The organism is Streptomyces sp. NBC_00986 (assembly GCF_045162565.1).
Classification (GTDB): domain Bacteria; phylum Actinomycetota; class Actinomycetes; order Streptomycetales; family Streptomycetaceae; genus Streptomyces.
Map to the genome: position 1 here is coordinate 2,247,720 of NZ_CP108733.1, position 19,744 is coordinate 2,267,463.

Sequence of the window (19,744 nt, forward strand, 5' to 3'; positions counted from 1 at the left end):
CGGCCGGCGACTACGCGAGGGCTATTCGACCGATAGTGATCATCTCTTTCGTACGACGACGAAGTCGGCGAGCGCCGTGAACTGCGCCCGAACCCGGTCGGGCATGTCGATGGCGTCGAGGACCTCGATGGCGATGGTGTGCTGACGGCGTGCCTCTTCGGCGGTCCACTCGCGGCCGCCGGCCTCCTCGATGAGCGCGGCGCGGGCCGCGAACTCCTCCTCGGAGAAGTTCTCGAAGTCACTGCTCTTGGCGTCGGCGGCGAGGATCTCGCCGAGCCGCTCGGAGGCGGGTCCGCCCGCCGCGAGCGCCGCCACCACGGGCAGGGACTTCTTGCGCTGGCGCAGATCGCTCCAGGTCTGCTTCCCGGTGGACTCCGGGTCGCCCCAGATGCCGAGGAGGTCGTCGACGGCCTGGAAGGCCAGGCCGAGGTGGTGGCCGTACTTCTCCAGGACGTCGGCGGTGCGGTCGTCCGCACCGCCGAGCACGGCCCCGATGGAGGAGGCGCAGGCGAGCAGGGCGCCGGTCTTGTTGCCCTCCATCTCCAGGCACTCCTCGACGCTGACGCGGTCGCGGTGCTCGTAGGAGATGTCCTGCGCCTGGCCGTCGATGAGGGCGCGGGTCGCGGTGGTCAGGCGGCGGGTGGCGCGGCCGGCCTCGACGGTGCCGAGCTCCAGCAGGACCTCGTTGGCCAGCGCGAACAGGGCGTCGCCGACGAGGATGGCCTGGGAGGGGCCGTGCACCTTCCAGACGGTGTCGCGGTGCCGGCGCTGCTCGTCGCCGTCCATCAGGTCGTCGTGCAGCAGTGAGAAGTTGTGGACCAGTTCGACGGCGACAGCACCGGGGATGCCGGTCTCGGGCGAGGCGCCGGTGACCTCGGCGGAGAGCACGGCGAGCGCGGGGCGTACGGCCTTGCCGCCGTCGCCGGCCGCCGGGTTGCCCTCGGCGTCGATCCAGCCGAAGTGGTAGGCGGAAACGGTGTCCATGGGGGGAGCCAGGCGGTCCACGGCCGCCCGTAGTACCGGTGTGGCAAGGGTCCGGCCGCGCTCCAGGAGCGCGGACACGTCCACCGCGTCGGCAGCCGTCTCGGCCGGGGGCACAGTGGGCACAGTCTCTCCTCTTGTCGCGGTACCGGAGGTGCGGGGGTCGCCTGCCGCCTGCTGATCGAGCATCACGCCGCCTCCTCGAACTCGAAGAGGTGACGGGGGCGGGGCCGGCCCAGGGCGGCGAGTGCGGCGTCCGCCGCGCTCACCCCGCTGCGGACCGCACTCTCCATGGTCGCGGGCCACCCTGTGGCGGTCCACGCTCCGGCCAGGTACAGGCCGGGGGCCTTGGTGCGGGCGCCGGGCCGCAGCCGTCCGACGCCGGGGGCGGGAGCGAACGTCGCCGTCCGCTCCCTGGTCACGAAGAAGTCCTTCACCTCGGCGCCGCGCGCACCGGGCAGCAGCCGCTCCAGCTCGGGGAGGTAGCGCTCCCGCAGCTCGGCCACGGGTGCGTCGATCTCGTCGTGCACGGCGGACTGGGACAGCGCCAGGTACTGGCCGTCCTTCAGCCCGGACGCGTCGGTCCGGTCGAACACCCACTGCACGGGGGTGCCCAGCGCCGCGAAGAACGGCCGGGCGAGCACCTTGCGGTCGTAGACGACATGGACGTTGAGGATCGGCGAGTAGTCGATCGCCAGCAGCCGCTCGGGCTCGTCGAGGGCGCCGTCGGGCAGCAGATCGTGGGCCTCGCGTTGCGGTACGGCGAGTACCACGGTGTCGGCTTCGAGGGTCTCGCCGGGAACCTGAACGCTCCAACGCCCGTTTTCGTCAGTAGAGATGGAGGTGACGCGTGTACGGACTTCGGTGCGCACGCCCGCGGAGTCGAGCGCCTTGCGGGCGAGCCGGTCGTGCAGTTCACCCAGCGGGACGTGTGCCCAGCCGATGTCGGCCGCGCCCGGGTCGGAGAGCAGACCGGTCTTGAACACCATCGCGGCCAGGGCGAGCGAGGAGTCGCCCGCGACCGCGTTGAGGGTGGCGACCCCGACCAGGTCCCACAGTGCCTCGACGGCACGCGCCGACTGACCGTGCGAGGTCAGCCAGCTGCCGAAGTTCTGCGCGTCCAGGGCCGGATCGCCGAGATCGAGCCCTTTGAGCGCCAGCGCGGCACGTCCTACTTTGGCGCGCTCCGCGAGCGAGAGATGCGGGTACGTCGCGAGGCTGCGCCCCAGATGCAGCGGCACGGGCAGCGCGTCGCGCCGGAGTCTGCCGAGGCGGCGCCCCTCGGGGCGGTTCACGTCGAGTACGGGCACGTCGAGACGATCCTGCAGCGGAGCCAGCGCCGCGCCCTCGATGCGGTCGAGGAACCAGCGGTAGGCGGTGCAGCAGCGCAGATACACGTGCTGGCCGTTGTCCACGGTGAGGTCGCCGCGCTGGAAGGAGAAGGCGAGTCCGCCCAGGCGCGGGCGGCCTTCGAGCAGGGTGACGCGGACTCCGGCGTCGGCGAGCGCGAGCGCGGAGGTGATGCCGGCGAGGCCGCCGCCGATCACGACGGCATGCCGTCCGGCCGATCCCGTCGCCGGCTCGGCGGGCAGCCCGTCGGGCCGCGTCCCGTCGCTCATCGTGCACTCCCCCCTGCGCGCCCACCGAGGCACTCGAACCAGCCATGGCGGACCGTTGCAGTCAGGGACGCCGCTTCACACCGGAGGGTTGCCTGCCGTTTTCCTCCGGTGGCGTCACCCTGGCCCACTCTGTCCATCAGGTGCGCCTCCTGAGGGTGCTCCGCGTGACGTGCCGGGCGTCCAGGCCGGACAGGCCGCGCACCGCGACGTAGGCCTTCTCGCGGCCGGGCAGGGAGACGCGGCCGCGCAGGACGGCCTCCGGCTCCCGCTCGATGCGGTCCAGCAGGCGGCGGTAGATGCCGGCCATGGCGGCGACACAGGCGCCGCTGCGGCGGTCGAGCATGGGGAGCAGCCGGTAGCCCTCGGCGAAGAGGGTGCGGGCCCGTCGCACCTCGAAGTGCACGAGACCCGCGAAGTCGGAGCCCTCCGGCGGCGTCGGCCCGTCGAACCCGGCCGAGCAGCCGAATTTCGCGAGGTCGTCGGCGGGCAGATAGGTCCGGCCGTTCTCGGCGTCCTCGCGGACATCCCTGAGGATGTTGGTGAGCTGGAGCGCGAGCCCCAGCGTGTCGGCGTACTCCGAGGCGCGTTCGACGCCGCGGGCACCCGGCTCGGTGCCGAACACACCGAGTGAGAGACGCCCGATCGCACCCGCGACACACCGGCAGTAGACCTTGAGGTCGTCCCAGGTCTCGTAGGTCTCGCCGCGGACGTCCAGCAGAACGCCGTCGATGAGCTCGTCCAGGCCGTCGAGCGGGACCGGGAAGGCCTCGGCCGTGTGCGCGAGGGCGACCGCGACCGGGTCGGTGTCGTCCTCCTCGACCTTGCCCTCGCGGACCCGGGTGAGCAGCGCCCGGGTGTCCTCGAGGCGTACCGACTTCACGTCGGTCGGCAGTGTGCCGTCGCCGATGTCGTCGACGCGCCGGGAGAACGCGTACAGCGCCGACATCGCACGGCGCTTGGGCGTCGGCAGCAGTCTGATGCCGTACGCGAAGTTACGTGCCTGCTGACCGGTGACGGCCTCGCAGTAGCTGTAGGCGGCGAGTACCGGTGCGGACATGTGCGGTGCAGACTCCACGCTGCGGATCACCCCTCTCCTCGCAGAGTCACGCCCACCTCACGCAGCAACTGGATCTTGCCGGGTTTGGGCGGGCCGGGAAGTACGTCGTATTCAGCGGCGACGATCGCTCGGATCGCCGCCCTTCCCCCCGCCACGAACCCCGCGAGCAGCAGCTTCAGTCTGCCGTGGACGCTACCCACCAGGGGGGCGCCTTCATTCAGGAGATCGCGGGCGCGTTCTGCTTCGTATGCAACCAGTGCGCGCACCGATGCGCCCGCGGAGGGCGTGGCGAGATCCGCTTCCTGGACGTGAAAGCGCTTCATGTCCTGGGCGGGCAGGTAGATGCGGTCGTTGCCGAGGTCCTCGGCAACGTCCTGCAGGTGTTCGACGATCTGAAGTGCGGTACAGATCGCGTCGGACAGCCGGACCCGCTCGGGGGTCTCGGTGCCGGTGACGCCGAGGACCAGGCGGCCGACCGGGTTCGCGGAGAGTTCACAGTAGGCGAGGAGATCGTCGTAGGTCTCGTAGCGCGTGACGAGCTGGTCCTGGCGGTTCGCGGCGATCAGGCCGAGGAAGGGCTCGGGGGTCAGCGCGCACCGGCGGACGGTCGGCTGGAGGCGGCGCAGCAGGGGGTGGCCCGGGGTGCCGTCGAAGACGCGGTGCAGATCGGCCTCGAAGGCATCGAGGAGGAGCAGGCGGTCCTCGGCGTCCGCGGGCGAGACGCCGAGCAGACGGGCGTCGGCGCCGCCGGGGGCCAGATCGCCGTCGCCGATGTCGTCGACGAGGCGGGCGAATCCGTACACCGCCATGAGATCGGTGCGCCAGGCTCTGGGCAGGAAGAAAGGCGCCACGGGGAAGTTCTCACCCGCGGCCTTGTCGAGTGTGCCGCGCTCCGGATCACCGGTGCCGGCGGAGCCGGTTCCCGTCACCGCTCACTGCCAGGGGCGGGGACGGCGCATGCTTCGGTGAGCTGGGGAGTTTCCGTAGCCATTGCCGTCACATCTCCCGTTCTACACTGCCGACCCAATACACACTATTTCGGACACGCCGCCCAGTCGTCCGCACGGTTGGACGCAGGCTTACCCGCAGAAGGGTGTCGCGCATTATCGCCCCACTTGCCGCTATTCGGCACCGGTACAGCTTACGTTGTACAACGCAGCGAGCTTCCTCGGGGTGTCCTGCACATCACAACAACACACCGATTGGCGTCAAGATTCCTTGGGCCGGGCCGAGTTGACGTTTCCTTTGCAGACGCGGAGCCCCGCCGGAACAGTTCCGGCGGGGCTCTGGGAAGCGTTCTGGGCTTTTGCGCCCGCTATGCGAGGGGACTACTTGCCCGTGAACTTCTCGTACTCCTTGAGAACCTCGTCGGTCGGGCCGTCCATCCGGAGTTCGCCGCGTTCCAGCCACAGCACCCGGTCGCAGGTGTCGCGGATCGACTTGTTGTTGTGACTGACGAGAAACACCGTGCCCGCGGACTTGCGCAGCTCGCGGATGCGCTCCTCCGAGCGGACCTGGAACTTGCGGTCGCCGGTGGCCAGCGCCTCGTCGATCATCAGGACGTCGTGGTCCTTGGCCGCCGCGATGGAGAAGCGCAGCCGGGCCGCCATGCCTGAGGAGTAGGTGCGCATCGGGAGGGTGATGAAGTCGCCCTTCTCGTTGATGCCGGAGAAGTCGACGATCTCCTGGTAGCGCTCCCTGACCTGCTCGCGGGACATGCCCATGGCGAGGCCGCCCAGGATGACGTTGCGCTCGCCGGTGAGGTCGTTCATCAGGGCCGCGTTCACGCCCAGCAGCGAGGGCTGGCCGTTGGTGTAGACGCGGCCCTTCTCGGCCGGGAGCAGGCCCGCGATGGCGCGCAGCAGGGTCGACTTGCCGGAGCCGTTCGAGCCGATGAGGCCGACGGCCTCGCCGCGGTAGGCGACGAAGGAGACGCCCTTGACGGCGTGCACCTTGCGCACCCCGCGCTCCTCGCCGCGCTTGACTATGCGGCTGAGGGCGGAGGTGGCGCTGCCCTTGCCGGTCTTGGCGCCGTGCACGCGGTAGACGATGTGCAGCTCGTCCGCGATGACGGTGGGGACCAGATCCTGGGGGGTCTGCTCGACGTTCTGCTCAGCCACGGCCGTACCTCTCCTCCGCCTGCCAGAAGTACACGAAGCCGCCGGCGAACAGGACCACGGCCCAGAAAGCGGCGATGGCCCAGACGTGCGGCGGCAGGTTCGACGAGCCGTAGCCGTCGATGAGCGCGAAGCGCATCAGGTCCATGTAGATGGCCGCCGGGTTCACCTGCAGGATGCGGATGAACACCTCGGAGCGGCCCTCCATCATCGTGCTGATGGAGAACATGACGCCCGACGCGTACATCCAGGTGCGCAGCATGAACGGCATCAGCTGGGCGAGGTCCGGGGTCTTGGCGCCCATCCGCGCCACGATCAGCGCGAGCCCGGTGTTGAACAGGAACTGGAGCACCAGGACCGGAACGATCAGCAGCCAGGACAGGCTCGGGTAGCTGCCGAAGCCGACGACGATGATGAACAGCACGATCATCGAGAACAGCAGTTGCTGGAGCTGTTGCAGCGCGAAGGAGATCGGCAGCGAGGCGCGCGGGAAGTGCAGCGCGCGCACCAGGCCGAGGTTGCCGGAGATCGCGCGGACGCCCGCCATGATCGAGCTCTGGGTGAAGGTGAACACGAAGACACCCGTGACCAGGAACGGGATGTACACGTCCCGGGACATGCCCCGGCTGGCCTTCAGGATGACGCCGAAGATGAAGAAGTACACGGCCGCGTTCAGCAGCGGTGTGGCCACCTGCCAGAGCTGGCCGAGCTTCGCCTGGCTGTACTGGGCCGTCAGCTTCGCCTGGGAGAAGGCGAGGATGAAGTGCCGGCGTCCCCAGAGCTGGCGGACGTACTCGGCGAGTCCGGGGCGGGCACCGCTCACCGTCAGCCCGTACTTGGCGGACAGTTGCGCCGCCGTGAGGCCTTCGTCGGGCGACGGACGCGGGCTCACCGCGACTCCGCCGTCATGCGTTGTCTCACTCAAGGGTGGATGCCTTCATTTTCGGATTCGTCTTACGACTGTCTTGCGTTCGTCTTACGGAATTGTGCTACAGGAAGTCACACGTATCCGCCGCCGGATACGTTTCGAGGGGTCGGCCGCGCGTCCCGCGCGCGGTGACGCGCACCCCGAGCTTGTCAGATGACCGGAGGACGGCCCAGCCGGGTCAGGCGCCACACCGTACGCCAGCGCATGGGCCGGCGCGGTCCGCACGGAGTGGTCCAGCCCTCCTTGAACCCGCCGAACCAGGCCTGCAGCGCCGGGCGCGAGGGGCGGCGCAGGAGGGTGAGCAGCAGCCATACCCCGAGGTAGACGGGAACGAGGGGCGCGGGCAGGTTGCGGCGGGCCAGCCAGACCCGGTTGCGGGCGACCATGCGGTGGTAGACCGCGTGCCGCGAGGGGGCGGTGGTCGGGTGGTACAGGACCATGTCGGACCGGTAGTCGATCATCCAGCCCGCGTCGAGGGCCCGCCAGGCGAGGTCGGTCTCCTCGTGGGCGTAGAAGAACTCGTCCGGGAGGGCGCCGACCTCGGCGAAGACCTTCGTGCGGACGGCGTTGGCGCCGCCGAGGAAGGTGGTGACCCGGGAGGAGCGCATCGGGTCGGAGGCACGCAGCCGCGGGACGTGGCGGCGCTGGGTGACGCCGGTGTCCGGGTCGGCGATGCGGAAGCTGATGATGCCGAGCCGGGGGTCGGCGGCGAAGGCCTGCCGGCACAGCTCGGCGGTGTCGTGCTGGGCGAGGAGCCCGTCGTCGTCGAGGAACATCACTATGTCGACATCGCGACCGGCGGGCCCGAAGGCCTCCAGGCCGATGTTGCGGCCGCCGGGGATGCCGAGGTTCTCGGGCAGTTCTATGGTCCGGACGCCCGCGGGGACGTCCGGGACGGGCGAGCCGTTGCCGACGACGACCGCCTCGACCCGGTCGCCGTCCTGCTTGGCGACCGAGTCGAGCAACGCCCGTAGTTCGTCGGGGCGGTTGCCCATGGTGATGATCACCGCGCCGACCTTCATGCCGCTCACTTCAGCCTGCTCGACGCGAGGATCGACACCAGGTGCAGCAGGGTCTGGAGCAGCGCGATGCCGGCGAGTACGGCGACGCCGAGCCGCGACCAGAACAGGTCGCCGCGCATCTGGTCCACGATCGCGAGGACCAGGATCAGCAGGGTCGCCTCGATGCCGAGGATCAGCCGGTGGAACTTGAAGGCGGCCGCGGCCCTACGCGCCAACGCCATCCCGGAGGACCGCATCTCGGCCGCGGACTCCTGGACCGGTGCCTTGCCGGTCTGGTGGCGGGCCACCCCGACCAGGTCGGTCTCGGCCTTGATCAGGATCGCGCCGAGCGCGGCCAGCGTCCCGAGGAACGCCCACAGCCAGTCGATACGGCCGCTGCCGAACAGGTCGGCGGCGCGCAGCCCGAAGCCGACGAGCACGGCGGCGTCGGTCAGGTAGGCGCCGACGCGGTCGAGGTAGACCCCCGCAAGGGAGTACTGCTTGCGCCAGCGGGCGATCTCGCCGTCGACGCAGTCCAGCAGCAGATACATCTGGACGCACACCACGCCGAGCACGGCGCCCGTGATCCCCGGCACCAGCAGCGCCGGGGCCGCGAGTACGCCGAAGACGGTCATCAGGTACGTGAGCTGGTTGGGCGAGACCCTGGTGTTCACCAGGTAGCGGTCCACCCGCAGGGACACCTCACGCATGTAGAGGCGTCCCATCCAGTGCTCACCGCTGCGCCGGTCCTTCACCCCTGCGGGGTGGACGACGGGACGGAGTTCAGCTACCGATGGCCTTGACATAGTCGGCGTAGATGTCCTTGATCTGGTCGGTTTTCAGGTCGAGGTGTTCGAGGATGGTGTAGCGGCCGGGGCGGGTCTCCGGAGCGAACTCCACCGCGCGGACGAACTCGTCCACGGTGAAGCCGATCTCCTCCGGCAGCACGGGCAGTCCGTGCCGGCGCAGTACCTCGGCCATGGAGGCCGATTCCTCGTGGGCTCCGCGCAGGTACATCGCGAAGGCCGCGCCCAGTCCGCACTGCTCGCCGTGGGCGGCCGCGCGTTTGGGGAAGAGCAGGTCGAAGGCGTGGTTGATCTCGTGGCAGGCTCCGGAGGCCGGGCGGGAGTCACCGGAGATCGACATGGCGACACCGGTGAGGACCAGCGCCTCGGCGAGCACCTGGAGGAAGGCGTTGTCGCCGACCCCGCCCGGGTGCCGCAGCACGGCCTCGCCGGCCTGCCGGGCCATGGCCGCGGCGAGACCGTCGATCTTCTCGCCCTTGACGCGGTTGGCGAGCTCCCAGTCCGCGATCGCGGAGATGTTGGAGATCGCGTCCCCGATGCCCGCCCGCACGAAGCGGACCGGTGCCTCGCGGATCACGTCGAGGTCGATGACGACCGCGATCGGGTTCGGCACGCCGTAGGAGCCGCGGCCCGCGTCGTTGTCGAGGGTGGCGACCGGCGAGCACAGGCCGTCGTGCGCGAGGTTCGTCGGTACGGCGACCAGCGGCAGGCCGATGCGCGCCGCGGCGAACTTGGCGCAGTCGATGATCTTGCCGCCGCCGAGGCCCACGACCGCGTCGTAGTGACCGGCCTTCATGTCGCCGGCCAGCCGGATCGCGTCGTCGAGGGTGCCGCCGCCGACCTCGTACCAGGTGGCGCCGGGCAGGCTCGGTTCCAGGCGCGCGCGCAGCCGGGCACCGGAGCCGCCGCTGACGGCGACCGCGAGCCGGCCGGAGTGCGAGATGCGCTGGTCGGCGAGGACGCAGGCCAGGTCGTCGAGGGCACCCGGGCGGATGTCGACGACGACGGGCGAGGGGATCAGCCGGGTCAGTACAGGCACGCGATCTCCCGCCCCTTGGCCAGATCGTCGTGGTTGTCGATCTCGACCCACTTGACGTCGCCGATCGGGGCCACGTCGATCCGGAAGCCGCGGTTCACCAGTTCCTGGTAGCCGTGCTCGTAGAACTGCTGCGGGTCGGTCTCCCAGACCGTCTTGAGCGCGTCGGCCAGCTCGGACATGGCGTCGCCCTCGATGAGGGTGACGCCGATGTACTCACCGGTCGCCTCGGCCGGGTCCATCAGTTTGGTGATCTTCGTCATGCCCTTGGCGGGGTCGACGACGACCTTCATCTCCTCGTCCGCAAGGGATTTGACGGTGTCCAGCGCGAGGATGATCTTCTTGCCGTCGCCGCGGGCCGCGAGCAGCGTGTGCTCGACGGAGACCGGGTGGACGGTGTCGCCGTTGGCGAGGATCACGCCGTCCTTGAGGGCGTCGCGTCCGCACCACAGGGAGTAGGCGTTGTTCCACTCCTCGGCCTTGTCGTTGTCGATGAGGGTGAGCTTGAGGCCGTACTTCGCCTCAAGGGCCGCCTTGCGCTCGTACACGGCGTCCTTGCGGTAGCCGACGATGATCGCGACCTCGGTCAGACCGATCTCGGCGAAGTTGCCGAGGGTGAGGTCCAGGACCGTCGGTTCGCCCTCTATGCCCGCGGGCCCCACCGGCACCAGAGCCTTGGGAAGGCTGTCGGTGTAGGGGCGCAGACGCCGTCCGGCGCCGGCCGCCAGCACGAGGCCGATCATGCGGGTTCTCCTTCATCGTGTACGGCGGGCGCCCCTGCGGACACCCAGAAGCGGATGCTCTCGACGAGCACCAGCAGGGCCACGGCCACGGCGAGGACCGTGAGCGCGACCGTGAACTGCGACGCGGTGAGCGCGGCGGCGAGAACGGTGACGAGCAGCGTCCGCCCCTCGTGCCCCCCGATGGCGCGCACCAGCCAGGCCGGGGACGCCCCGGCGTTGCCGCGGATGCGGTACACCGTGTCGTAGTGATGGTAGGCGACGGCGGCCACCAGGCCGAAAGCCGCTGGAAGTGCTCCGTTTACCTCCGCTTTGGCCGCGAGGATCAGGACGGTGCAGTATTCGGCCGCCCGGAAGAGCGGGGGGACCAGCCAGTCGAGGGCGCCCTTGAGGGGGCGGGACAGGGCCTGGCCGGCGGCGATCGCGTAGACGACCGCGCCCGCCACGGGGGCCCAGGTGACCCCGGAGAAGACGGCCACCACGAGAACCGCCGTACCGGCGAGTGCGATCAGGAACGGCGCACCCAGGCGGGCGGGGCTCACACGGGCCACGAACGACGCGATCGGCCCGTTGTCCGCCAGATCCGCCAGTGCCTGTGCCGCCCGGTCCGTGCGCTTTGCCTTGCGGGTCAGCGAGCGCAGCACCCGGCCCGCCGTCGTGTACGTCGCCGCGAAGGCGCAGCCGACGAGGAGGACGTAGAAGGTGATGCGGGGGGTCGTCGCGGCCGTGAGGACGGCGATCATCGCCCATCGTTCGCCGATGGGCAGGACTATCATCCGGCGCACCCAGACCGTCCAGCCGACGCTGTCGAGCTTGTCGGAGAGGGCGGCGGTGGGGCTGGTGTTGGCGGTGGCGTCGTGGTTGGCCTCGGTGAAGGAGAAGTCCACGACGTGCCGGCAGGTCTGCAGGATCATCGCGCCGAGCGCGAGCGCCCACACGTCGTCGCCGCCCCGGGCCGCGCCCAGCGCGAGGCCCGCGTAATAGGCGTACTCCTTGGCGCGGTCGAAGGTGGCGTCGAGCCAGGCGCCGAGCGTCGAGTACTGCAGGGCGTAGCGGGCGATCTGTCCGTCGACGCAGTCGAGGACGAAGGAGCAGAGGAGCAGCACGCCGGCCACGACGTAGCCGCCGCGGGTGCCGGTGGCCGCGCTGCCCGCCGCGACGAGCGCGGTGAGCAGGGAGGCGGTGGTGACCTGGTTCGGAGTGAGGCCGTGGCGGGCGCACCAGCGTGCGATGTAGCGGGAGTACGGGCTGATGAAGTGGGTGGTGAAGAAGCCGTCGCGGGACTTCACGGCCGACTTCAGGCGTACGGCCTCGTCGTCCACGGCGGCCACCGCCTGGCGTGCCTCGTTGCGGGTCTGCGGGTCGGTGGGGACGGTGGCGACGAGGCTGCCCAGCTCGGGGCGGTGCACGGCGCAGCCGTCGGCGTCGAGGGCGGTGACGACGCGGTCGGCGAGGTCGTCCAGGAGGGTCGTGCCGCCGCCGGCCGAGTGCTCGCGGGCCACCGCGCGGGTCAGCGCCTGCCTGCCGCCCGGCTGGGCCGTGACCGCGCCCGGTACCGCGGCGAGCGGGAAGCGGGGGTCAGTGAGACCGAGGCGCAGCGCGTGCGGGTGGCCGACGAAGCGGGCGTCCACGACGGCGACGCGCTGGTCACCGGGGACCGCCGCGAGGAGCGTCTCCGCCTCGGTGGTGTCGGCGGCGGTCCGGACGTCGAAGCCGAGCGACCGCAGATCGGTCTCGATCGACGATCCGGGGACCGGCTGACCGGTGAGGATGGCGGTCGGCAACCGAACTCACTCCCTGGGTCCGGCGCTCGGGCGCCGGTCATGTGCATGGTGGTGGCGCCCTTCGGGTGGCACCCGGGCGGCATGTCGGCAGAGGCTATCGGATGCTCTCAAGCCCGTGTTCACCGGCCGTTCATGGCCTGATCAACACGGTCTGCAGGCGCCTCCGCCGAGATCATCATCGGGGATTCGGGGCCCGCCCGACAAACCGCACCCGTCAGACCGGGCATCGCCGGACATTACGGAGGCCCTCTCCGTATCGGCATAGGGTGAATGCCCATGACCTGGCTGATCACCGGCGGAGCCGGATACATCGGGGCCCATGTGGCACGGGCGATGACGGACGCCGGGGAGCGCGTCGCCGCCCTGGACGACCTCTCCGCGGGAAACCTCGCACGCCTTCCTACGACCGTCCCGCTCGTCCACGGCTCCTCCCTGGACGGCGACCTCCTGAAGCGGGTGTTCGCCGAGCACGGGGTGACGGGGGTCGTGCATCTCGCGGCACGCAAGCAGGTCGCCGAGTCCGTGGCGCGGCCGACGTACTACTACCAGGAGAACGTGGGCGGCCTGGCGACCCTCCTGGACGCGGTCGCCGGAGCGGGCATCGAACGGTTCGTGTTCTCGTCCTCGGCGGCGGTCTACGGCGACCCGGGCGTCGACCTGATCACCGAGGACACCCCGTGCGCGCCGGTGAACCCGTACGGCGAGACCAAGCTCACCGGGGAGTGGCTGGTCCGGGCGGCGGGCGCGGCGCACGGTATCGACACGGTGTGCCTGCGCTACTTCAACGTGGCGGGCGCCGCCGCCCCCGAGCTGGCCGACACGGGCGTCTTCAACATCGTCCCCATGGTCTTCGACCGGCTCACCCGCGACGAGGCCCCGCGGATCTTCGGCGACGACTATCCGACGCCGGACGGCACCTGCGTCCGCGACTACATTCACGTCGCCGATCTTGCGGAGGCCCATCTGGCGGCGGCCCGGCGACTGGCCGACGGGGGCGCGAGCGGCGACCTGACGGTCAACATCGGCCGCGGAGAAGGGGTTTCGGTCCGCGAGCTGGTCACGGTCATCGGCGAGGTCACCGGGGACCGGCGGCCGGCCGTCGTCGAGGGGCGGCGTCCCGGTGACGCCCCGCGCGCTGTGGCCTCCGCCGAGCTGGCCGCCGTAGAGCTGGGGTGGTCGGCCCGGCGTGGGGTGCGGGAGATGGTGGAGTCGGCGTGGCAAGGGTGGCGGCTGCACCACAGCGTATGAACTTAGGCTGCCCTGACCTGCGATTTGTTTGCGCAGGTCAGGGCACATGACAACGGTGTTCAGTGCCGCGTTGCCCGATACCCCCCACCCGTAGTTCACTGTGATCCGGAGCAGTAATCAGGAGGGCGGCTTTCCATGGGGGCAGGGCACGACCACGGGCACTCGCACGGCGCTCCCGTCGCCGGTACGGCGGCGGCCGCGTACCAGGGGAGGCTGCGGATCGCGCTGGGGATCACGATCACCGTGATGGTGGTCGAGGTCGTCGGCGGACTGCTCGCGGACTCCCTCGCGCTCATCGCGGACGCGGCCCACATGGCGACGGACGCGCTGGGCCTCGGCATGGCGTTGCTAGCGATCCACTTCGCGAACCGGCCGGCGACCGGCAACCGCACCTTCGGCTACGCCCGCGCGGAGATCCTCGCCGCGCTCGCCAACTGTCTGCTGCTGCTCGGCGTCGGCGGCTACGTCCTGTACGAGGCGGTCCAGCGGTTCGTCACTCCCGCCGACACCGAGGGCGGGCTGACCATCGTGTTCGGCCTGATCGGCCTGGTCGCGAACATGATCTCCCTCACGCTGCTGGTGCGCGGCCAGAAGGACAGCCTGAACGTGCGGGGCGCGTTCCTGGAGGTCGCCGCGGACGCGCTGGGCTCCCTCGCGGTGATCATCTCGGCCGTGGTGATCCTGACCACGGGCTGGCAGGCCGCCGACCCGATCGCCTCGCTCGCCATCGGCCTGATGATCGTGCCGCGCACGCTGAAGCTGCTGCGCGAGACCCTGGACGTGCTGCTGGAGTCGGCCCCCAAGGACGTCGACATGCAGGACGTGCGCGCCCACATCCTGGCCCTGGACGGGGTCGAGGACGTCCACGATCTGCACGCGTGGACGATCACCTCGGGCATGCCGGTGCTCTCCGCGCACGTCGTCGTCCGCTCGGACGTCCTGAACGCGATCGGCAACGAGAAGATGCTCCATGAACTCCAGGGCTGCCTCGGCGACCACTTCGACGTGGAGCACTGCACCTTCCAGCTGGAGCCCCGCGGACACGCGGAGCACGAGGCGAAGCTGTGCCACTGACGTTCCCATGAGGCCCGTACGAGTCCCGCATGAGGCCCGGATGAGGCCCGCGCGGCTTCCGCGCTGACAGAAATCGAGCGGTTTCGCGGGCGTGCGGCCCGCTGCCGCGCGCCCGTGCCCTCACTTCCGCGCCCCACCCCCCGACGGTTCCGCCGTCGCCGCGCCGGGCACGATGAACTGCCGGGAGTGCCGGATTCGTACGGCAGACTTGGCCTTGAGGACCGATGTGAAGGATGGGTATGCCGACCACACCTGCCACCGCGACGCACAACTCGTCGAACGGCACCGCTGACGCGATCTTGCTCGAACTGGTCGACGAGAGCGGCGTGACGATCGGCACCGCCGAGAAGCTCACCGCGCATCAGCCGCCGGGGCAGCTGCACCGCGCCTTCTCCGTCTTCCTCTTCGACGAGCAGGGCCGGCTGCTGCTCCAGCAGCGGGCGCTCGGCAAGTACCACTCCCCCGGTGTGTGGTCCAACACCTGCTGCGGTCACCCCTACCCGGGCGAGGCGCCCTTCGCGGCGGCGGCCCGGCGGACGTACGAGGAGCTCGGGGTGTCCCCGTCGCTGCTCGCGGAGGCGGGCACGGTGCGCTACAACCACCCGGACCCGGACTCGGGCCTGGTGGAGCAGGAGTACAACCACCTCTTCGTCGGCATGGTGCAGTCGCCGCTGCGGCCGGACCCGGAGGAGGTGGACACGACCGCGTTCGTGACCCCCGCCGAGCTGGACGAACGGCACGCGAAGGACACCTTCTCGTCCTGGTTCATGACGGTGCTGGACGCGGCCCGCCCGGCGGTCAGGGAGCTGACGGGCCCGTCCGCGGGCTGGTGACCTCCTCGGCTAGGGCCTGTCCGGCGGATCAGGTCGGAGGACAGCGACGGAGCCTCATAAGCACAGCCGAGCGGGGTCTGGTGCGTGCAACTGCAAGGCGGAGGAGAGAGTCGACGCGGAGCGTCGGCGACCGACGACAACGCCGCAGGTGTGCGCACCAGACCCCGCGTCTCCGGCGTGATCCGCCGGACAGGCCCTAAGGCACCCGCGCGGGCTTGAGCGGCAGGGCGGCCCAGATCACCTTGCCGCCGCTCGCCGTGTGCTCGACGTCGCAGACACCGCCCGCCTCCCGGGTCACCTCGCGCACCAGGAGCAGTCCCCGGCCGCCGGTCTCGTCGTGGTCGGCGACCAGGGCGGTCGGACGGTAGGGGTGGTTGTCCTCGACGGACACCCGCACCCACTCGGCGCCGACCGCGACCTCCACGGCGAGGGTCGGCGACAGCAGCACCGCGTGCCGGACCACGTTGGTGACCAGCTCGGAGACGATCAGCAACAGCCCCTGCAACACCTCGTCCGAGAGGGGCACACCCTGCCGGAAGAGCAGGTCCCGTACGGCGTGTCGCGCCTGCGGGACGGAGGCGTCGACGGCGGAGGCGGTGAACCGCCAGACTCCCTCGTACGGCAGCGGATCCGGCGGGGCGGGGACGGGGACGGGATCCGGGGGATCGTCTCTGCCGCCTTCTGGGCGTGGGTCCGACCCACGCCCGTGGTTCTCCATCGTCCGGTCGCCACCCTTGCGCTCGATTGTCACCACCCGACGAGTGTTGGCGTGGACCCGCGCCACCCCGGATGACTGAACAGAAGTCAGCAGTTATCGGACGCTTTCTGAGCGTTTCTGCATGGCCCGATCGGCTGTGGGACCGCCCCTGTTCGTCTCGTGCCGACTTCGCGAACTCTTCGGGTTGTCCGTAGCATCCGCCGCATGGAGCCCCGCCTGCTGCACGACGTCACCGACTCGGTCGCCACCGTCGTCGTCCACCACCCCGGCAAGCGCAACGCTATGACCGCCGGGATGTGGCGCTCACTGCCCCCGCTGCTCGACACGCTCGCCGCCGATCCGGCCGTACGGGCGCTCGTGCTGACCGGTGAGGGCGGGACGTTCTGTGCCGGGGCCGACATCTCGACGCTGCGGGAGTCGGCGGGTGAGGCGCAGGGGCTGGCGGTGCTCGCGGAGGAGGCGCTCGCGGCGTTCCCGAAGCCGACGTTGGCGGCGATCCGCGGTCATTGTGTGGGCGGCGGGGCGCAGTTGGCGGCGGCCTGTGATCTGCGGTTCGCGGAGGAGGGCGCGCTGTTCGGGGTGACTCCGGCGAAGCTCGGGATCGTGTATCCGGCATCCGCGACAAGGCGGTTGGTGTCGTTGGTGGGTCCGGGTGCGGCCAAGTACCTGTTGTTCTCCGGCGAGTTGATCGACGCGGAGCGGGCGCTGCGCACCGGGTTCGTCGACGAGCTACTGCCCGAGGGCGAACTCGCCGAGCGGGTCGCGGAGTTCACCCGGGTGCTGGTCTCCCGCTCGCAGTTGACGCAGGCGTCGGCGAAGGAGTTCGCCAACGGGCGTACGGACAGGGACGGTTACTGGGCCGAGCAGGCGCGCGGCAGCGGCGACACCGCGGAGGGCGTCGCCGCCTTCCTGGAACGCCGGGCGCCGCGCTTCACCTGGACCGCGTCAGGGACTGCTCCCGGGACTGCGTCAGGTACTACTTCAGGATGAAGCGGCTGCCCGCGCGGAACCTCTCGACGAGGTGTGCGGGCGCCTTCTCCGGGGACCCCGCGTCGTAGGGCGGTTGCGGGTCGTACTCGGTCAACAGCTGTACGGCCTGGGCGTGTTCGTCGCCCGCGATCCGGCCGAGCAGGGTGAGCCCCATGTCGATGCCGGAGGAGACACCGGCCGCGGTGACGTACTTGCCGTCGGTCACGACCCGCTCCCCCGTGGGCTCGACACCGAACTGCTTCAAGTGGTCCAGGGCGAGCCAGTGGGAGGTCGCGCGGCGGCCCCGGAGGAGTCCGGCGGCGGCCAGCAGCAGGGAGCCCGTGCACACCGAGGTCGTCCAGGTGGTCGTGGCGTCGGCGGTGCGCAGCCAGTCCAGGAGGGTCTCGTTGTCCATCTGCGGGGTCTGGCCGGGGCCGCCCGGGACGACCACGATGTCGGGGGTCGGGACGTCGGTGAAGGTGCGGTCGGCGACGAGTGCCAGGTTTCCGGTTTCGTTGCGGATGGGGCCGGTGCGCTCGGCGACGAGGACGGTTTCCGAATCCGGGAGGCGGCCGAGGGTCTCGTAGGGGCCGATGGCGTCCAGGGCGGTGAAGCGGTCGAAGAGGACGATGGCGATCTGCATCGGGGCCTTTCGTGTTCCGTGGATGTTGGATGCCGTTCAGGTGGTTCGGTTGTTCGTTCACTGCGGGTCGGTGGGGGCTGGTCGCGCCCCGCGGCGGAGCCGCAAATAGATTCAGCCCCGCGCCCCTTGAGGGGCGCTGTCCGCGTTCAGCGGGCGGGGGTTGCCCGTGGGCTCTGTGTCGGGTGGAAGCGGCGGCGGTATTCCACCGGGGCCGCGCCGAGGGTCTTGAGGAAGGCTCGGCGCATGGACTCGGGGGTGCCGTAGCCGCTCGCCCGGGAGATCTGCTCGATGCCGTCGCCGGTGTCCTCCAGGAGGCGGCGGGCGTGTTCGAGGCGGACCCGGTCGACGTAGCGGCCGGGCGTCATGCCGGTCTCGGACTGGAAGGCGCGGGCGAAGTGGCGGGGCGAGAGGCGGGCGCGGGCGGCGAGGGACTCGACGCTCAGGTCGTCGTCGGGGTGCTCGGTGATCCACTGCTGGACCTCGCGGAGGGGCTCCCGCCGGGCCGTCTGGGCGGCTAGCTGGGCGCTGAACTGGGCCTGGTTCCCCGGCCGGCGCAGGAACACGACCAGGTGGCGGGCGATGGTCAGCGCCGTGTCCCGGCCCAGGTCCTCCTCGACCAGGGCGAGGGCGAGATCGATGCCCGAGGTGACACCGGCCGAGGTGGAGACGGGGCCGTCGCGAACGTAGATCGGGTCCGGCTCGACCTCGATGGCGGGATGGTCGCGGGCGAGTTTCGCGCAGTACGCCCAGTGCGTGGTGGCCCGGCGGCCATCCAGGAGACCCGCCTCCGCGAGCAGGATCGCCCCGGTGCACACGGAGACCAGCCGCTCCGCGCGCGGCCCGTGTGCGCGCAGCCAGGCGGTCACGCGCGGGTCCGGGCCGCGTGTGCCAGGGCCGCCGGGGACGAGGAGCGTGTGCGGGGCGGGCGCGTCGGCGAGGGTCGAGTCCGGTACGACGGTCAGGCCGCTGGAGGTGCGCACCGGGGCTCCGTCCAGGGAGGCCGTACGGATGCGGTAGGTCCCGGGGGCCTGCGACTCGGCGCCCGCGAAGACCTCCACGGGGCCGGTGACGTCGAGGCTCTGGACATCGTCGAAGAGGACCACCAGGACGGTTCGCATACCGTCGATTCTTCGCGCTCCGGGTGATGGCCGCAATGACGGGTACCCCACCTTTCCTGCCATCCGGTGCCCACCCCTGGAGCCCGTACCGACCAGTCGGTAACGTGGCCGTCATGACTACTGCCGCCGTCGATCCCCGTGCCGGGCGCCGCTGCTACAACGCGCTCAACTCCCTGCACTCCACGCTGTACTTCTCGCCCGACCTGGGGAAGGAGTTCGGCGCTCTCGGAGTCACGCACCCCGGGGCCGTCAACTTCGCCGTCCGGGCGGCGGCGATGGGGGCCGTCGGTCCCGGCACGGTCACGGCGACCTTCTACAACTACAAGTACGACCTCGTGGCCCGGCACGTGCCCGCCGTGTGGGAGACCGCCTCCCCGGAGCAGTGCCTCCACGCACGCGCGCGTGCCGTCGACGCGACCTTGCGGCGCCTGCTCGGCGAGGACGCGATCGCGTCGGAGGAGATGGCGGAGGCCGCGCGGCTGGCGCTGCGGGCGAGTGAAGCGTGCTCGCGCCCCGCCCGACCCCTGTACGCCGCCCACGCCGACCTGCCGGTCCCCGAGGAGCCGCACCTCGCCTACTTCCACGCGGCCACGCTGTTGCGCGAGCACCGCGGCGACGGTCACCTGGCCGCCCTGATGTCCGCCGGACTCGACGGCCTGGAGGCCGTGGTCACGCACACCGCGACCGGCAAGGGCATGACCCCGAAGTGGGTGTTCGGCACACGCGGGTGGAACCAGGAGGAGTGGGACGCCGCTTCGGGACGGCTCCGGGAACGCGGGTTGCTCGACGGGGACGGCGAGTTGACGGAGGAGGGGGTCGCACTGCGCGCCGGGATCGAGGTGGAGACCGACCGGCTGGACCGGGCACCGTACGAGCACCTGGGCACCGAGGGGGTCGTACGTCTGACCGAACTGGCGACGGGATTCGCGCGGCTCGCGCTCGCCGCCGGGGCGTTTCCCCGGGATCTGCTCGGCAAGAGCTAGGCACCGGACCCGCAGGACAGCGCCCTGATCCCCGGTTGTCGGTGTCACCTGCCACAATTGCCGCGCAACCTCAGTGGAGAAGGCGGTAC

The 19,744-nt window shown here is 70.8% G+C and carries 20 protein-coding genes; 5 read left to right on the forward strand and 15 right to left on the reverse strand.

Annotation, left to right across the window (positions count from 1 at the left end; all coding sequences use genetic code 11):
• Positions 1-39: 39 nt before the first annotated feature.
• From OG504_RS09830 to OG504_RS09885, 12 genes are all read right to left on the reverse strand, one after another.
• The gene (locus OG504_RS09830; protein WP_405989433.1) at positions 40-1,170 is read right to left on the reverse strand and encodes a polyprenyl synthetase family protein; all 1,131 of its coding nucleotides are present in this window, start codon (positions 1,168-1,170) and stop codon (positions 40-42) included.
• Positions 1,170-2,600: a hydroxysqualene dehydroxylase HpnE gene (gene hpnE / locus OG504_RS09835; RefSeq protein ID WP_405989434.1), complete on the reverse strand. Its 1,431-nt coding sequence runs from the start codon at positions 2,598-2,600 to the stop codon at positions 1,170-1,172. Before hpnE ends, OG504_RS09830 begins: the two co-directional genes overlap by 1 nt.
• Positions 2,597-2,737 (reverse strand): DUF6380 family protein, encoded by a 141-nt coding sequence (locus tag OG504_RS09840; protein WP_405989435.1) that lies wholly within the window; start codon positions 2,735-2,737, stop codon positions 2,597-2,599. The genes hpnE and OG504_RS09840 overlap by 4 nt, the downstream gene beginning before the upstream one ends.
• Positions 2,737-3,687, reverse strand: a complete 951-nt coding sequence (gene hpnD, locus OG504_RS09845) for a presqualene diphosphate synthase HpnD (RefSeq protein WP_405989436.1) — start codon at positions 3,685-3,687, stop codon at positions 2,737-2,739. Before hpnD ends, OG504_RS09840 begins: the two co-directional genes overlap by 1 nt.
• A complete protein-coding gene (gene hpnC, locus OG504_RS09850) occupies positions 3,684-4,586 on the reverse strand; it encodes a squalene synthase HpnC (protein WP_033281745.1) in 903 nt (300 codons plus the stop codon). The genes hpnD and hpnC overlap by 4 nt, the downstream gene beginning before the upstream one ends.
• A gap of 399 nt (positions 4,587-4,985) precedes the next feature.
• The gene (locus tag OG504_RS09855) at positions 4,986-5,777 is read right to left on the reverse strand and encodes an ABC transporter ATP-binding protein (RefSeq protein WP_366430075.1); all 792 of its coding nucleotides are present in this window, start codon (positions 5,775-5,777) and stop codon (positions 4,986-4,988) included.
• Positions 5,770-6,699, reverse strand: coding sequence for an ABC transporter permease (locus OG504_RS09860; RefSeq protein WP_405989437.1), 930 nt, complete (start codon positions 6,697-6,699; stop codon positions 5,770-5,772). Before OG504_RS09860 ends, OG504_RS09855 begins: the two co-directional genes overlap by 8 nt.
• 152 nt (positions 6,700-6,851) lie before the next feature.
• On the reverse strand, positions 6,852-7,724 hold the full coding sequence (locus OG504_RS09865) for a glycosyltransferase family 2 protein (protein WP_405996289.1): 873 nt from the start codon (positions 7,722-7,724) through the stop codon (positions 6,852-6,854).
• A 5-nt stretch (positions 7,725-7,729) separates the two neighbouring features.
• On the reverse strand, positions 7,730-8,509 hold the full coding sequence (locus OG504_RS09870; RefSeq protein WP_405989438.1) for a CDP-alcohol phosphatidyltransferase family protein: 780 nt from the start codon (positions 8,507-8,509) through the stop codon (positions 7,730-7,732).
• A complete protein-coding gene (locus OG504_RS09875) occupies positions 8,487-9,548 on the reverse strand; it encodes an iron-containing alcohol dehydrogenase family protein (RefSeq protein WP_405989439.1) in 1,062 nt (353 codons plus the stop codon). Before OG504_RS09875 ends, OG504_RS09870 begins: the two co-directional genes overlap by 23 nt.
• On the reverse strand, positions 9,536-10,288 hold the full coding sequence (locus OG504_RS09880) for a sugar phosphate nucleotidyltransferase (protein WP_405989440.1): 753 nt from the start codon (positions 10,286-10,288) through the stop codon (positions 9,536-9,538). The genes OG504_RS09875 and OG504_RS09880 overlap by 13 nt, the downstream gene beginning before the upstream one ends.
• Entirely contained in the window at positions 10,285-12,069 is a 1,785-nt protein-coding gene (locus tag OG504_RS09885; RefSeq protein ID WP_405989441.1) for a DUF5941 domain-containing protein, read from the reverse strand. The genes OG504_RS09880 and OG504_RS09885 overlap by 4 nt, the downstream gene beginning before the upstream one ends.
• A 276-nt stretch (positions 12,070-12,345) precedes the next feature.
• Here OG504_RS09885 and galE point away from each other — a divergent pair, with 276 nt between their 5' ends.
• The 3 genes from galE to idi all read left to right on the forward strand — a co-directional run bounded on the left by galE (position 12,346) and on the right by idi (position 15,224).
• A complete protein-coding gene (gene galE, locus OG504_RS09890; RefSeq protein WP_405989442.1) occupies positions 12,346-13,317 on the forward strand; it encodes a UDP-glucose 4-epimerase GalE in 972 nt (323 codons plus the stop codon).
• A gap of 135 nt (positions 13,318-13,452) precedes the next feature.
• The gene (locus OG504_RS09895) at positions 13,453-14,391 is read left to right on the forward strand and encodes a cation diffusion facilitator family transporter (RefSeq protein ID WP_405989443.1); all 939 of its coding nucleotides are present in this window, start codon (positions 13,453-13,455) and stop codon (positions 14,389-14,391) included.
• A 239-nt stretch (positions 14,392-14,630) separates the two neighbouring features.
• Positions 14,631-15,224 (forward strand): isopentenyl-diphosphate Delta-isomerase, encoded by a 594-nt coding sequence (gene idi / locus OG504_RS09900; protein ID WP_405989444.1) that lies wholly within the window; start codon positions 14,631-14,633, stop codon positions 15,222-15,224.
• 196 nt (positions 15,225-15,420) lie between these two features.
• Here idi and OG504_RS09905 read toward each other — a convergent pair whose 3' ends face one another.
• The gene (locus tag OG504_RS09905; RefSeq protein WP_405996290.1) at positions 15,421-15,942 is read right to left on the reverse strand and encodes an ATP-binding protein; all 522 of its coding nucleotides are present in this window, start codon (positions 15,940-15,942) and stop codon (positions 15,421-15,423) included.
• 204 nt (positions 15,943-16,146) lie between these two features.
• Between OG504_RS09905 and OG504_RS09910 the strand changes: the two genes are divergently transcribed.
• Positions 16,147-16,932 (forward strand): enoyl-CoA hydratase/isomerase family protein, encoded by a 786-nt coding sequence (locus OG504_RS09910; RefSeq protein WP_405989445.1) that lies wholly within the window; start codon positions 16,147-16,149, stop codon positions 16,930-16,932.
• On the opposite strand, the gene OG504_RS09915 is transcribed toward OG504_RS09910, so the two are convergent.
• Together OG504_RS09915 and OG504_RS09920 are read right to left on the reverse strand one after the other, a co-directional pair.
• Positions 16,919-17,554 (reverse strand): DJ-1/PfpI family protein, encoded by a 636-nt coding sequence (locus tag OG504_RS09915; RefSeq protein ID WP_405989446.1) that lies wholly within the window; start codon positions 17,552-17,554, stop codon positions 16,919-16,921. The genes OG504_RS09910 and OG504_RS09915 overlap by 14 nt on opposite strands.
• A 146-nt stretch (positions 17,555-17,700) precedes the next feature.
• The gene (locus tag OG504_RS09920) at positions 17,701-18,672 is read right to left on the reverse strand and encodes a GlxA family transcriptional regulator (RefSeq protein ID WP_405989447.1); all 972 of its coding nucleotides are present in this window, start codon (positions 18,670-18,672) and stop codon (positions 17,701-17,703) included.
• Positions 18,673-18,785: 113 nt separating this feature from the next.
• On the opposite strand from OG504_RS09920, the gene OG504_RS09925 reads away from it, so the two are divergent.
• Positions 18,786-19,655: an SCO6745 family protein gene (locus tag OG504_RS09925; protein ID WP_405989448.1), complete on the forward strand. Its 870-nt coding sequence runs from the start codon at positions 18,786-18,788 to the stop codon at positions 19,653-19,655.
• The last annotated feature ends 89 nt before the right edge of the window (positions 19,656-19,744 follow it).

Coding starts and splice junctions, on each gene's coding strand:
- OG504_RS09915 (WP_405989446.1), bottom strand. CDS start 17,554: ATGCAGATCGCCATCGTCCTCTTCGACCGCTTCACCGCCCTGGACGCC.
- OG504_RS09895 (WP_405989443.1), top strand. CDS start 13,453: ATGGGGGCAGGGCACGACCACGGGCACTCGCACGGCGCTCCCGTCGCC.
- OG504_RS09865 (WP_405996289.1), bottom strand. CDS start 7,724: ATGAAGGTCGGCGCGGTGATCATCACCATGGGCAACCGCCCCGACGAA.
- OG504_RS09910 (WP_405989445.1), top strand. CDS start 16,147: ATGGAGCCCCGCCTGCTGCACGACGTCACCGACTCGGTCGCCACCGTC.
- OG504_RS09840 (WP_405989435.1), bottom strand. CDS start 2,737: ATGGACAGAGTGGGCCAGGGTGACGCCACCGGAGGAAAACGGCAGGCA.
- OG504_RS09925 (WP_405989448.1), top strand. CDS start 18,786: ATGACTACTGCCGCCGTCGATCCCCGTGCCGGGCGCCGCTGCTACAAC.
- OG504_RS09830 (WP_405989433.1), bottom strand. CDS start 1,170: ATGCTCGATCAGCAGGCGGCAGGCGACCCCCGCACCTCCGGTACCGCG.
- OG504_RS09870 (WP_405989438.1), bottom strand. CDS start 8,509: ATGTCAAGGCCATCGGTAGCTGAACTCCGTCCCGTCGTCCACCCCGCA.
- OG504_RS09905 (WP_405996290.1), bottom strand. CDS start 15,942: ATGGAGAACCACGGGCGTGGGTCGGACCCACGCCCAGAAGGCGGCAGA.
- OG504_RS09880 (WP_405989440.1), bottom strand. CDS start 10,288: ATGATCGGCCTCGTGCTGGCGGCCGGCGCCGGACGGCGTCTGCGCCCC.
- galE (WP_405989442.1), top strand. CDS start 12,346: ATGACCTGGCTGATCACCGGCGGAGCCGGATACATCGGGGCCCATGTG.
- idi (WP_405989444.1), top strand. CDS start 14,631: ATGCCGACCACACCTGCCACCGCGACGCACAACTCGTCGAACGGCACC.
- hpnE (WP_405989434.1), bottom strand. CDS start 2,600: ATGAGCGACGGGACGCGGCCCGACGGGCTGCCCGCCGAGCCGGCGACG.
- OG504_RS09920 (WP_405989447.1), bottom strand. CDS start 18,672: ATGCGAACCGTCCTGGTGGTCCTCTTCGACGATGTCCAGAGCCTCGAC.